Annotated in this window: 11 protein-coding genes; 4 read left to right on the forward strand and 7 right to left on the reverse strand. The window is 72.7% G+C overall.

All coding sequences use genetic code 11. The annotated features are described in order from the left end of the window. Positions 1 to 43: 43 nt before the first annotated feature. Both BMX65_RS29295 and BMX65_RS29300 read left to right on the forward strand, forming a co-directional pair. Positions 44 to 1261, forward strand: coding sequence for a trypsin-like serine peptidase (locus tag BMX65_RS29295; protein ID WP_075003377.1), 1218 nt, complete (start codon positions 44 to 46; stop codon positions 1259 to 1261). Positions 1262 to 1336: 75 nt separating this feature from the next. Beyond that, entirely contained in the window at positions 1337 to 2539 is a 1203-nt protein-coding gene (locus BMX65_RS29300; RefSeq protein WP_075003378.1) for a trypsin-like serine peptidase, read from the forward strand. 108 nt (positions 2540 to 2647) lie between these two features. On the opposite strand, the gene hflX is transcribed toward BMX65_RS29300, so the two are convergent. The 6 genes from hflX to miaA all read right to left on the reverse strand — a co-directional run bounded on the left by hflX (position 2648) and on the right by miaA (position 10981). Then, positions 2648 to 4147, reverse strand: a complete 1500-nt coding sequence (gene hflX / locus BMX65_RS29305) for a GTPase HflX (RefSeq protein ID WP_075003379.1) — start codon at positions 4145 to 4147, stop codon at positions 2648 to 2650. Positions 4148 to 4344: 197 nt separating this feature from the next. Further along, entirely contained in the window at positions 4345 to 5880 is a 1536-nt protein-coding gene (locus BMX65_RS29310) for a M1 family metallopeptidase (RefSeq protein ID WP_075003380.1), read from the reverse strand. A gap of 118 nt (positions 5881 to 5998) precedes the next feature. Beyond that, on the reverse strand, positions 5999 to 8281 hold the full coding sequence (locus tag BMX65_RS29315) for a RelA/SpoT family protein (RefSeq protein WP_075003381.1): 2283 nt from the start codon (positions 8279 to 8281) through the stop codon (positions 5999 to 6001). A 143-nt stretch (positions 8282 to 8424) separates the two neighbouring features. Next, positions 8425 to 9315, reverse strand: coding sequence for a diaminopimelate epimerase (gene dapF, locus BMX65_RS29320; protein ID WP_075003425.1), 891 nt, complete (start codon positions 9313 to 9315; stop codon positions 8425 to 8427). 67 nt (positions 9316 to 9382) lie between these two features. Next, the gene (locus BMX65_RS29325) at positions 9383 to 9913 is read right to left on the reverse strand and encodes a hypothetical protein (RefSeq protein WP_075003382.1); all 531 of its coding nucleotides are present in this window, start codon (positions 9911 to 9913) and stop codon (positions 9383 to 9385) included. A 108-nt stretch (positions 9914 to 10021) separates the two neighbouring features. Beyond that, the gene (gene miaA / locus BMX65_RS29330) at positions 10022 to 10981 is read right to left on the reverse strand and encodes a tRNA (adenosine(37)-N6)-dimethylallyltransferase MiaA (RefSeq protein WP_075003383.1); all 960 of its coding nucleotides are present in this window, start codon (positions 10979 to 10981) and stop codon (positions 10022 to 10024) included. Positions 10982 to 11414: 433 nt separating this feature from the next. On the opposite strand from miaA, the gene BMX65_RS29335 reads away from it, so the two are divergent. Both BMX65_RS29335 and BMX65_RS29340 read left to right on the forward strand, forming a co-directional pair. After that, positions 11415 to 11573 (forward strand): gliding motility protein, encoded by a 159-nt coding sequence (locus tag BMX65_RS29335; protein WP_239501933.1) that lies wholly within the window; start codon positions 11415 to 11417, stop codon positions 11571 to 11573. Positions 11574 to 11618: 45 nt separating this feature from the next. Then, positions 11619 to 11867, forward strand: a complete 249-nt coding sequence (locus BMX65_RS29340) for an antitoxin (protein ID WP_075003384.1) — start codon at positions 11619 to 11621, stop codon at positions 11865 to 11867. Between the two features lie 343 nt (positions 11868 to 12210). Here the strand turns inward: BMX65_RS29340 and BMX65_RS29345 are convergent, their stop codons facing one another. Further along, positions 12211 to 12918, reverse strand: a complete 708-nt coding sequence (locus BMX65_RS29345) for a class III extradiol dioxygenase subunit B-like domain-containing protein (protein ID WP_075003385.1) — start codon at positions 12916 to 12918, stop codon at positions 12211 to 12213. Positions 12919 to 13009: the final 91 nt, after the last annotated feature.

A 13009-nucleotide genomic window follows, 5' to 3' on the forward strand; every position in this document is an offset into this window, starting at 1 on the left:
ACAAGTCAACAGGCACGAGATCCACTTCAGGGGGAGTTCAGCGATGCCATCGATAGCCAGGTCCGCGCGGCGCCGACCGGCGCTGGCCGCGGCAGCGGTCGCCGCCGTGCTGGCGGTCACCGCAACCGCCTGCGGCCCGGAGGACGACAACGCCGACGCCAAGGCCGACTCGGCCGCCTCGCAGGAGGCGAGCCGCGACGCCAAGAAGGACCTGGGGCTCCCCGACGACCTCCCGAAGGACCTCCCGACCTCCCTGGACGACCTGGACGCCTGGAAGAACGGCGCCTGGAAGAACTGGGACCGGGACAAGTGGCTCAAGGAAGCCAAGGAGTTCTTCAATCCGATCATCGACGACCTGTGGGACCCGGACCGCATGAAGGACGCGGACGGGAACGACCGCGAGGTCGACGACTCGGACATCGACGACGGCCCGAGCGGCGGCAGCGACGGCACCGGTGAGGACGAGGGTGTCACCGACCCGAAGCCCGAGGCGGTCGAGGCCGCCGCGGTCAAGACGCCCTACACCAAGGACGATCTGCCCGTCGGCAAGGTGTTCATGGACACGCCGAAGGGGGCCATGGTCTGCTCCGGCTCCGTGCTGAAGGACCCGCGCCACCCGGGCAAGTCCAACCTGGTCGCCACCGCGGGGCACTGTGTGCACGGCGGGGCGGGCAAGGGCTGGTACCGCAACGTGATCTTCGTGCCCGACTACAACCCCACCGGGCTGTCGAACAAGCAGCTCGCCACCGCGTCGCAGAGCCAGGTGGCGCCCGACGGCATCTGGTGGGCCAAGCGCGCCCGTACGACCAAGCACTGGATCCAGAACGGCGCCGAGCGCGGTGGCAAGGGCGCCCAGCAGGACTTCGCCGTGCTCCAGGTGCAGCCCGAGGACAAGAGCAGCGCCTCGCTGGAGGAGAAGGCCGGTGGCGCGCTGCAGGCCACCTTCACCACGCCGCAGGTCAAGTCCATCAAGAGCCTCGGCGCCGTGGGCTACCCGGCCGCACCGCCCTTCGACGGCTCGCGGATGTACCGCTGCGACGACAAGCCGGGCCGGCTGACCATCGACCCGCAGCAGCCCTCGATGTACCGCATCGGCTGCACCATGACGGCGGGTTCGTCCGGCGGCCCCTGGCTGGACTCCTCGGGCACCCGGCTGCTCTCGGTGACCTCCATCGGCCCGATCACGGCCGACTGGCTGGCCGGTGCCCGCCTCGGCAAGGAGGCCAAGGCCGTCTTCGACACGGTCAGCAAGGAGGGCTGAGCGCCGATGCGGCTCGGAGAACGCCGTGCGCGCCAGGCGCACCTCTCGTACGGATGCTCAGGGGGACCTCGGATCATGCCACGCATACGCAGGGCCGGACGCGGCCGTCCGGTCCTCGCCACCGCGGCGCTCACGGCGACGCTCGCCCTCACCGCCACCGCCTGCTCGAGCGGCGACGACTCGGACAAGAAGGCGGATGCCAAGCCCGCCGCTTCCGATTCCGCTCAGGGTGACGGCGGCGGGAAGGACAGGATCGGCCTCCCCGACAAGCTGCCCAAGGACCTGCCCACGTCGATGAAGGACCTCGACGGGTGGAAGAAGGGCGCCTGGAAGGACTGGGACAAGGACCAGTGGGTGCGTGAGGCCGAGGACTTCGCCAACCCCTACATCAAGGGCCACTGGGACCTGGGGCGGATGAAGAAGGCCGAGGACAACGAGAAGAACGTCCCGAAGGACCTCGAGAGCACCTCGGGCGCCGCGAACACGGCGGAACCGCGCCCGGTCAAGGCGCAGGCCGTGAAGACCCCGTACACCCGGAACGCGGCCCCTGCCGGCAAGGTCTTCATGGACACCCCGGAGGGCCCGATGGTCTGCTCCGGCACGGTCGTCAAGGACCCGCGCCACCCGGGCAAGTCCAATCTGGTCGCCACCGCCGGGCACTGCGTCCACTCCGGCAGGAGCGGCGGCTGGCTGCGCAACATCACCTTCATCCCGGCCTTCAACGACAAGGGCCGCTCCATGCCGGCGGTCAACAGCGCCCCGCCGCAGGAGGTCGCACCGTACGGCCAATGGTGGGTGAAGTGGGCCCAGACCAGCAACTACTGGATCCAGAAGGGCGCCAAGTCCGGCGGCGGCGGCTCCCAGCAGGACTTCGCGGTGCTGCGCGTGGAGCCGGTGAACAAGTCGGGCAAGTCGCTGGAGGAGACCGTCGGCAACGCCATCAAGGTCAACTTCCACGCGCCCTCGTCCTCCCGGATCAAGGGAGTCAGCAACTACGGCTACCCGGCGGCTCCGCCCTTCGACGGAGCCAGGATGTACTCCTGCACCGACCGCCCGGGCGCGCTGACGATCGACCCGCAGCAGCCCGCGCTGTACCGCATCGGCTGCACCATGACGGGCGGTTCCTCCGGCGGTGCCTGGCTGATCAAGGGCTCCGGCGGCAAGCCCGAGCTGATCTCGGTCAACTCCATCGGCCCGCACCCGGCCACCTGGCTGGCGGGGCCGCGGCTGGGCGCGACCGCCAAGGCGGTCTTCGACGCCGCAAGCAAGAAGGGCTGACCCTGCCGGGCGCGCCGGTCCCGGCGCGCCCGGCGCACATCGGACGAGGGCCGTCCCTCCCGGTCTCCGGGAGGGACGGCCCTCGTCGTTCTGCTGCGGTGCGCCCTGCTACGGCCGGGCGGCCAGCGGCTGGAACCCGCGCAGCTCCGCGGCGAGCTCCTCGTGCACCCGTGCCTGGAGCAGAGTGCCCTGCTCGACGTGCTCCTCGGAGAGGACCTCACCCTGGGAGTGCACCCGGGAGACCAGCTTGCCCTCGGTGTAGGGAAGCAGCACCTCGAGCTCCACGGACGGGTGCGGCAGCTCGTCGTCGATCAGCTCCCGCAGTTCGTCGACGCCCTGCCCGGTGCGGGCGGAGACGACCAGGGCGTGCTTCTCGGCGCGCAGCAGCCGCTGCAGGACCAGCGGGTCGGCGGCATCCGCCTTGTTGACGACCACGATCTCCGGCACCTCGGCAGCGCCCACCTCGCGGATGACCTCGCGCACGGCGGCCAGCTGCTCCTCCGGTGCGGGGTGTGCCCCGTCCACCACGTGCAGGATCAGGTCGGCGTCGCCGACCTCCTCCATGGTGGAGCGGAACGCCTCCACCAGGTGGTGCGGAAGGTGCCGGACGAAACCGACCGTGTCGGCCAGCGTGTAGGCCCTGCCGGTGGGGGTCTCCGCCTTGCGCACCGTCGGGTCCAGAGTGGCGAACAGCGCGTTCTCCACCAGTACTCCGGCGCCGGTGAGGCGGTTGAGCAGCGAGGACTTGCCCGCGTTGGTGTATCCGGCGATGGCCACCGAAGGCACCTTGTTGCGCCGCCGGTCCTGCCGCTGCACGTCGCGGCCGGTCTTCATCTCCGCGATCTCCCGGCGCATCTTGGCCATCTTCTCGCGGATCCGCCGCCGGTCGGTCTCGATCTTGGTCTCACCGGGACCACGGGTGGCCATACCGCCACCCGCCGAGCCGGAGCCACCGCCACCCATCTGCCGCGACAGCGACTGGCCCCAGCCCCGCAGCCTGGGCAGCATGTAGTTCATCTGGGCCAGGGCCACCTGCGCCTTGCCCTCCCGGGACTTGGCGTGCTGGGCGAAGATGTCCAGGATCAGTGCCGTGCGGTCCACGACCTTGACCTTGACGACGTCTTCGAGGTGGATGAGCTGGCCGGGAGTGAGTTCGCCGTCGCACACCACGGTGTCGGCGCCGGTCTCCAGGACGATGTCCCGCAGCTCCGCGGCCTTGCCGGAGCCGATGTAGGTGGCCGCGTCAGGCTTGTCCCGGCGCTGGACGACCCCGTCGAGCACCAGCGCGCCCGCGGTCTCGGCGAGCGCTGCCAGCTCGGCGAGCGAGTTCTCCGCATCGTCCGCCGTGCCGGATGTCCAGACGCCGACCAGCACCACACGCTCCAGGCGCAGCTGCCGGTACTCGACCTCTGTGACGTCCTCCAGCTCGGTGGAGAGACCGGCCACGCGGCGCAGTGCCGCACGCTCCGAGCGGTCGAGCTGCTCTCCGTCACGGTTTTCGTCCAGCTCGTGACCGAGAGCGACGTCCTCTTCCATCAGGGCGCCGGCTCGGCGGTTCGTCTTGGCGGTGCGCTGGCCGTTCTGTGGAAGGGAAGAGGAGTGGGTCAAGTGGATCCTTAGGTCGGCGGACTGTTGCGTACGGAACAACGCCGCAGCGGCGGGGAAGATTCCCGGTGCGAGCCGGCCCCTGGGGCCGCTGGCGCCGCGCCGCGCGGCCACAAGGATGGTCGCACGGCGCAGCGACGGCGTCACCCGTATTTGCCGCCACTCCCCCGGCCCGGCCGCCGGGGCCCGGGCGGGCGGCGCTACCGTCGGCTCGCGCGCGCCCGCTCCAGAGACCTCGCCGTGCCGACGCCCGCCTTTCCGGCCGGGCGCTCCGGTGGTGGCTGCTGTTTCCAGTCCGGGTGCCCGGGCATGGGCGGGGTGGTCTTTCCGTACAGCCACTTCTTCAGGAACGCGCTCTGGTCCCGGCCGGACACCTCGCCGGCCAGCGCGACGAAGTCAGCGGTGTCGGCACTGGAGTCGCGGTACCGGCGGGGCCAGGCACGCTGCAGCCGGGCGAACGCCTGCTCGCCGATGTGTTCCCGCAGCGCGTACAGCACCACGGCGGCGCCGTTGTAGACGATCGGGGTGAAGAGCTCGATCTTCCCGCTCTGGCGGGGCGGGAGGAGGGCCGCGGGCGGCCCGTAGCGCTCGCGCCAGGTGTCGGACTGCTCGTAGGAGGCCCGCACCCGCTTCTCCAACGGGATGCCGCCGCGCTTCTCCGCGTAGGCCCATTCGTGCCAGGTCGCGTGCCCCTCGTTGAGCCACAGGTCGGTCCAGCGGTGCGGGGAGACGCTGTCGCCGTACCACTGGTGCGCCAGTTCGTGCACCATCAGTGACTCCCGGTACCAGTCCGGGACCTGCCGGGAGGAGAGCAGGTTCTGCTCGAAGAGCGAAAGGGTCTGTGTCTCCAGCGCGAACCCGAAGTCCGCGGCGGCGGCCAGCACCCCGTAGGTCTCGAACGGGTACGTACCCGCGCGCCGCTCCATCCAGGCGATCTGCCGGGAGGTCTCGTTCAGCACCGGCTCCAGCGCCTTGCGCTGCTGGGCGGGGACGACGTGCCGCAGGGCCAGCCCGTGCGGCCCCGTGGAGCGCACGACAGCGGAGCGGCCGATCGACACCTGCGCCAGTTCGGTGGCCATCGGGTGCCCCGAGCGGTACGTCCAGACCGTCTCCCGCGCCGCCCGGGTGCGGCCGGCGGGCAGCCCGCCCGCCACCACGGTCAGCCCGCGCGGAGCCCGCACCCGGAAGGTGAACATGGCCTTGTCCGACGGATGGTCGTTGGAGGGGAACACCCGGTGTGCCGCGTCGGCCTGGTTGGCCATGGCGAGGCCGTCCGCGGTACGCACCCAGCCGCCGTTCTTCCGGGTGGGGTCGCTGGTGTGGCGGATCTCGACATGCAGCCAGGAACCGCGACGCAGCGGCGTCTCCGGGGCGACCACCAGGTCCTCGCCCGCCCGCGCGTACTCCGCGGGCCGTCCGTTGACGTGCACGGACCGTACGTCGCCCGCGGCGAAGTCCAGGTTGAACCGTTCCATCGGCCCGGTGGTGACCTGTGCGTCGATCACGGTGCGGGCGTTGAGCGGCTTGCTGTTGTCACCGCTGTAGTCGAAGGAGATGTCGTAGCTGCGGACGTCGTAGCCGGGGTTGCCGAGCTGCGGGAAGAGGTGGTCGCCGATGCCGACCGGCCTGGGGGCCGGAAGGGCCGCACCGACCAGGGCGAGCGCGGTCGCCGCGACCGTGCCGGCGACGGCGCAGCGCCGTCCGGCCGATGCGCGGGTGAGGGCTGTGAGGGCCATGCAGGATCGCTACCAGCGAGCGGGCCGGTTGCCGCCCGGCTCCCGCCGTCTCCACCCGAAAGGGGACGTGCCGGGCCTCCGCCCGCGCGGCCCGGTGGCTGTCCGAGCGGACGGCGCGTCAGTTCGCTGCGGTCCGGCGGACGGAGCGGTTGACGTCGTAGACGCCCGGCACCTGCCGCATGGCGCGCATCAGCGCGGGCAGCCCGGCGGCGTCGGGGAGTTGCAGGGTGTAGGTGTGGCGTACGCGCTGCTCGCTCGGGGGCTCGACATCTGCCGAGACGACGGAGGCACCTTCGGCGGCGATGGTCTCGGTGAGATCCGCGAGCAGATGCGGGCGCCCGAACGCCTCGGCCCGCAGAGTGACCCGGCAGCCCGCATCGCCCTGCTCCCAGCGCACCGGCAGGGTGAGACGCCCCGCGGAGGCCATCCGGGCCACCGACCGGCAGCTCTCCCGGTGCACGGTGACGGCGCCGCCGCGTACCGGGAATCCGGTGACCGCGTCCGTCGGCACGGGTGTGCAGCAGCGGGCGAGCCGCACCGGCGTACCGGGGTGGCCGGGGACGACGGGGATGTTCTCGCCGTACTCGACCGGCTGCTCCCCGTGCTCGACCGTCGGGTGCGCTGCGTTCTGCCGTGCGTCCTGCGGTGTGTGCCGCGCCGGACGGTGCTCGGGGTGCCGCGCTCCGCGGTGTTCCCCGCGTTCCCCGTGGTGCGGGGGCCGCCGCTCTCCCTGCGGCGCCTCGGAGGCTGCCGCGGCGTGTTCGCGCCGCGGGGCGTCCCGGCCGGTGTCGGCCGCGCTCTCGTGCGGGTCGGGGTCGGCGCGGCCGGGTGCGGCGAGCCATCCGCGGATGGCGAGCCGCGCCGCGGGCGTGCGCACATGTTCGAGCCACTCCGGTGCCGGGCCCGAGGGACTGCCGTGGCCGGGCTCCAGGAAGAGCTGGAGCGCGTCGCCGTCCCGCAGCACAGTGGTGAGAGCCACCAGCCGGCCGTTGACGCGGGCTCCGATGCACCGGTGCGCGGCCTCCCCCAGTCGGGCGTAGGCGGCATCCACGCAGGTCGCACCGGCCGGCAGCGGCAGCGCACCCCCAGCAGGCCCCTCCCCGCCGGGTGCGGCGCAGTAGACGGTGATCTCCAGGTCCTGCGCCAGCTCGTCACGCAGTTCCTGCCAGAAGGTGTTCGGGTCGGAAGCGTGGCTCTGCCACTCCAGCAGGCGGGAGAGCCATCCGGGACGGGTGGGATCGGTCCGCTCCCCTGCCCCGTCGGCCGGCGCCGCTCCGCCGCCGTCCGGCTCGGCGGGGTCGGGCACCTCGGCGGTGGCGTGCGGGTCGCCGAGCGCGATGACCCCGGTCTCGGCCACCCGGTGCATGCGGCGGGTGCGGACGAGCACCTCGGCCACGTCGCCGTCCTCGTCGGCGATGGCAGTGTGCAGCGACTGGTAGAGGTTGAACTTGGGCGCCGCGATGAAGTCCTTGAACTCCGAGACGAGCGGAGCGAAACAGGTGTGCAGCTCGCCCAGCACGGCGTAGCAGTCCGCGTCCTCGTCCACGAGGACCAGCAGGCGCGCGAAGTCGCAGTCGCCCAACTGGCCGCGTTTGAGCCGCAGCCGGTGCACGGAGACGGTGTGCCGGGGGCGGATGAGCACCTGGGCGGCGATCCCCGCCTCGCGCAGCGTGCGGCGCACCCGGGAGGCGAAGGCGGTGAGCGGGTCGGGGCGGGTGTGCCGCTCCTGGATCAACTCGCGTGTCGCCGCGTGCTCTTCCGGATGGAGCACGGCGAAGACGAGGTCCTCCAACTCGCTCTTGAGCGCCTGGATCCCGAGCCGTTCCGCGAGCGGGATCAGCACGTCCCTGGTCACCTGGGCGATCCGGACCTGTTTCTCACGGCGCATCACGCCGAGGGTGCGCATGTTGTGCAGCCGGTCGGCGAGCTTGATCGACATGACCCGTACGTCGTTGCCGGTGGCGACGAGCATCTTGCGGAAGGTCTCCGGCTCGGCGGCCGAACCGTGGTCGACCTTCTCCAGCTTGGTGACCCCGTCGACGAGGTAGCAGACCTGGTCCCCGAACTCGCCCCGCACCTGTTCGAGCGTCACAGCGGTGTCCTCGACGGTGTCGTGCAGCAGCGAGGCCGTCAACGTCGTCGTCTCCGCGCCGAGCTGGGCCAGCAGCAGGGTGACCGCGAGGGGGTGGGTGATGTACGGCTCGCCGCTCTTGCGCATCTGGCCCCGGTGCGAGGACTCGGCCAGCATGTAGGCCCTGCGCAGCGGCCGCAGGTCGGCCCGCGGGTGGTGTGCTCTGTGCACCTTCGCGACGTGTTCGATGGCATCCGGCAGGGAGTCGCGTGGCGTGGCGCCCAGCAGTGCCGCTCTGCTGAGCTTCCGCAGACTGCGCACCGCGCTCATGGCACCTCCCGCTCCTGCGCACCCCGGGCCGGGGGTGCGATGGTACCGACCCCATCACGTGCCGCCGACCGGGTCCTGTCGAGCGTGAGGGGGATCACCCCATCGTGCGACGCCGGGGCGGGCCGTCAGTACGGCCGGTGCGGTCAGGAGAGCAGTGCCGGGTCGATCGCGCCCGATGCGACGATCTCGGCCGGGCCGGCCATCTCGATCTCCCCGTCGGGCCGCTCGGTGATCTCCAGGCGGCCTCCGGGCACCTCCACCGTGTAGGTCACGGCCACGCCGTCCCGCCGCGGATCGGCACCGTCCCTGCGGGCTGCCGCGACCATCACCGCGCAGGCACCGGTGCCGCAGGACCGGGTCTCGCCCGCACCGCGCTCGTGCACCCGCAGCGCGACATGCCGGGGGCCCCGCGCGACCACGAACTCGACGTTGACGCCGTCCGGGTAGGCGGCGGCAGGCAGCACCTGCGGCGCCTCCTGCAGGGTGCCCGCCTCCGCCAGGTCCGGGACGAACACCACCGCGTGCGGATTCCCCATGCCGACCTTGCGGGCCGGCCAGGTGTGCCCGGGGACACTGACCGTGATCCCGCTCCCGTCGCCGCCCGCCTCGCCGGCCGGTGCCGCCAGTTCGGCCGCGCCCATGCCCACGGTGATGTCACCGCCGTCCTCGGCGATGTGCACCCTGCGCACCCCCGCGCGGGTCGCGACGGGGAGTTCGCCGCTTCCGGCGAGCCCGGCACGCTCCAGGTAGCGCGCGAAGACGCGGGTGCCGTTGCCGCACATCTCCGCGACGGATCCGTCGCCGTTGCGGTAGTCCATGAACCACTCCGCTTCGGCGGCCATGGACGCGGCTTCCGGGTGCGCCGCCGAGCGGACGACGCGCAGCAGGCCGTCCCCGCCGATGCCCGCACGCCGGTCGCACAGCCGGGCCACCGTCTCGGGCGGCAGGTCCAGCAGACCGTCCGGGTCCGGAATGATCACGAAGTCGTTCTCCGTGCCGTGCCCCTTGAGGAACGGCACTCCTGGTGTGCTGATCACGCTGCCGATCGTACGGGAGTCAGGGGCGCACCCCGTCTGCGGGCAGGTCACGGCGGCGGGCAGGTCAGCGGAGCCGGGCCACCCGCCAGACGGCCAGCGCCACGACGGTGCAGACCACCACGGCGTAGAGCAGGACGACCCGCCAGTCGGGGCGTCCGCCGGAGCCGCGGGCCGGGAGCCCCGGCCAGGTGTGCCCCACCCGGCGGGCCGCCATCACGCTCCAGCCGGCCGAGCAGCCGCACAGCAGCAGCCCGAGCATCGCGACCACCGCTCCGGCGCTGTCGCCGGGCTCGAAGGCGAGCGGGAAGGCGAACATCAGCGAGCCGAGAGCACCCAGCACCACGATCGGCGCGAGCTGCCACAGCCGGAGCTTGCGCTGCGGACGCAGCTCGTGCGGCTCCACCGGCGGCCCCTGCTCCGCTCCGGGCTCCTCGGCGACCGGCTCGTCCGGATCCGGGTCCGCCTCCGCGTCCGCCGCGAGCTCGTGCCCCGGGAGCGGCTCACGGTCCCCCGTGACCGCACGCCCCGGCAGCTCGCGCTCCGGCGAGAGCTCCGCGTCCGCGGGAGTGGAATCGTCCCGAGGGCTGGCCTCCATTGCCACGCGCCCTCCCAACTCCGGCTTCACGGCACCCGACGTTGCTCGATGATGGCACGCCGGGGGTGACGGGACGGTCGCTCAGGGCTTCCCGATGCCATCACGTGATCAGGCTGTAACCGCCTCCGTGAGCAACGCCAGCGCCGCCCCCGGCAGTTCCCGCCGGTCGGCGACCGCTCCGCTCAGCCAGTTCACCCGCGGATCGCGGCGGAACCAGGAGTCCTGACGGCGCGCGAAGCGCTTGGTCGCGCGGACGGTCGCCGTGCGGGCCTCGTCCAGCGTGCACTCCCCCGCGAGTGCGGCGAGGACCTGCTGGTATCCGAGGGCGCGGGGGGCCGTGCGCCCCTCCCGCAGCCCCTGCCGCTCCAGCTCCCGGACCTCCTCCACCAGGCCGCCCTCCCACATCCGGTCCACCCGGCGGGAGATCCGCTCGTCCAGTTCGGGCCGTGCCACGTCCACGCCGATCTGCACGGTCTCGTAGACGGCCTCGTGACCTGGCAGGTTCGCGGTGAAGGGCCGCCCCGTGATCTCGATGACCTCCAGGGCCCGTACGACGCGTCTGCCGTTGCTGGGGAGAATCGCCCGGGCCGCCTCCGGGTCGGCTGCCGCGAGCCGCGCGTGCAGCGGGCCGGGGCCGTGCTCCGCCAGCTCCGCCTCCAGCCGGGCGCGCACCTCGGGGTCGGTGCCGGGGAACTCCATGGCGTCCAGTGCGCCGCGGACGTACAGCCCGGAGCCGCCGACCAGTACGGGCACCCTGCCCAGCGCGCGCAGCCTGTCTATCTCCGCGCGGGCCAGCCGCTGGTACTCCGCGACGCTCGCGGCGACGGTGACGTCCCAGATGTCGAGCAGATGGTGCGGGACGCCCTGCCGCTCCTGGACGGTCAGCTTGGCCGTTCCGATGTCCATGCCCCGGTAGAGCTGCATCGAGTCGGCGTTGACGACTTCGCCGCCCAGCTCACGGGCGAGGAATACGCCCAGGTCCGACTTGCCGGCCGCGGTGGGGCCCACCACGGCGACGACCGGCGGGGAATCCGACGGGAGGGGCGGGGAGGCGGCTGCGTCATTCACGGGTCAAGTCTCGCAAACCCGTCGGCGCCTTCTCGAACGAGCGACGTGACGGGGCGCCCATGGGGTCGTTCCCCGTTGCGAGGTTCCGACAGCCGGTTTTCCGCCGGTGCCCAGGGGCGGCGCAATGGGACGCTCCGCGCGGCACGGGATTTCGCCCGCACGAGGAGGATCTGGAGTAATTATGGGCGTTTTTGCCAAACTTTTCGGTCGTTCGTCCAGCACGTCAACGCAGGAGGCCCGTGAGGCCACCCCCGCGGGGGATTCCGAAGCCCGGGAGCTGCCCACCGAGCCGGGCGGCGGATCCGCCGCGGTGCATCCCCAGGGCGGCGAACCGGAGAGCAGCGAACCGGAGGGCGTGGAATCGGGCGGAGCGGGCACCCGGGGCCGTGAGGATGTGTCCTCGGGGGAGGCTCGTGCGGCCGCAGAGGCTCCGGTGGATGCACATGGCTCCGAGGAATCCGAGGGGGCGGCCGACGCCGGGACCGCCGCGGCGGCCGGCAGCGGACCGGGCGAAGCAGGTGTCGGCATCCCCAAGCAACCGTCCGCGGACGAGGCCGCCGACAGCGAGACGGGAGAGAACGCCCGCAAGTAGGCCGTGCGGCGAGGTCCGCTCGGCGTGGGAGAAAGGTGAACCGCGATGGGCTTCATGGACAAGGTCAAGGGCATGCTCGGCCAGCACGGCGACAAGGTCCAGCAGGGTGTGGACAAGGCCGCGCAGGTAGCGGACTCCAAGACCAAGGGCAAGTACAGCGACAAGATCGATTCCGGCGCCCGGAAGGCCAAGGACACCGCTCGGAAGCTGGCCGACGAAGGCCGCGGAGGCAGCGGGTCGGGCGGCGGGCAGTCCGGGGCCGGCCCTGCCGGCGGCAGCGGCACCGGCTCCTGAGCCCTCCGGGCGGGACCGGCTGCCTCCCCCGCGCGGTGGGGCTCGGCCGGCCCCGGGGCAGGCGGCCCTGGGCCGCCGCGGCCGCGTGCCGGACAGCGGCCGGCACGGTCCCGTGACCTTCACCGTCGGACGGCCTCCGGCGGCCCTCCGAGGGCCCCCGGCAGGCGGGCATTCCGCGGCGGCCGCTCCGGCGCCCCGGGCTTTCATCCGGCATGTCCTCGGCGCCCCGCCCGGCAGCCCTGGAAGGCACTCAGTGGGGGTGTACGGCGCGCATCGGCGCCGGACGCCCCCACTGCCGTCCGCCGCAACGGGGGTACACCCGCGGCGCAGTCCGGACGTACGGTCAGGACCAGCTCGCGACCAGGTAGCCCACGCCGTAGGGCGCTTCGTCGTAGAGCAGCTTTCCGGCCAGGTCGCTGCCCTGCCCGGCACCCGCGAGCACCTGCCAGGAGGACCGTCCGGCGGCTTTCAGCTCGTACGCCAGCTCCTCGTCCAGCGCGAGCAGCGCGGCGGTGTCGGCCTCGGACAGCGCGCGGGCGGCCTCCGCGTCGAAGGCCGCGGCCCGCTCGTCGAAATAGCCGGGCGCCTTGAGAGTGCGGCAGTTGCTGCCGTCGCCCATCACCAGCAGCGCCACCCGGTCGGCGCGGGCCGCCAGCTCTCGGCCCGCCTCCTGGCAGCGGTCCCGCGAGAGGGGTTCCCCGATGCCCAGCCCCTCGACCGGGGAGCAGGTCCAGTCCGTGCGTTCCAGGAGCCAGGCGCCGACGGTCAGCGAGGGGGGCAGTTCGCGGCGGGCGGGCTCGCCCTTGCCGAGACTCACCTCGAGGGGCACGCCGAACCCGGCGAGCGTTCCCCGTGCTCCCTGCGAGTGGGGACCGCGTCCGGCCGGTTCCGCGGGGCCGAGCACGCACAACAGGTCCGGGCGGGCGGCCGCCAGGACACCGAGGGCGTCGTAGCAGGCGGCCCGCGCCTGGTCCATCTCGGCGGCGGCTCCGCCCGCGACCTCGGGCACGAGCAGCGGGGGGCAAGGGCATACGGCTGCGGCGACAAGCATGGCGCGCAGCTTAAGTGCCCCGCACGCCACTTCCCACCCTGCCCGCGCCGGGACTCACCCGCCCGTGCGAGATCGGCCGAAACAGGTGACG

The sequence above is a fragment of the Streptomyces qinglanensis genome (genome assembly GCF_900111245.1).
Taxonomy (GTDB): Bacteria; Actinomycetota; Actinomycetes; order Streptomycetales; family Streptomycetaceae; genus Streptomyces; species Streptomyces qinglanensis.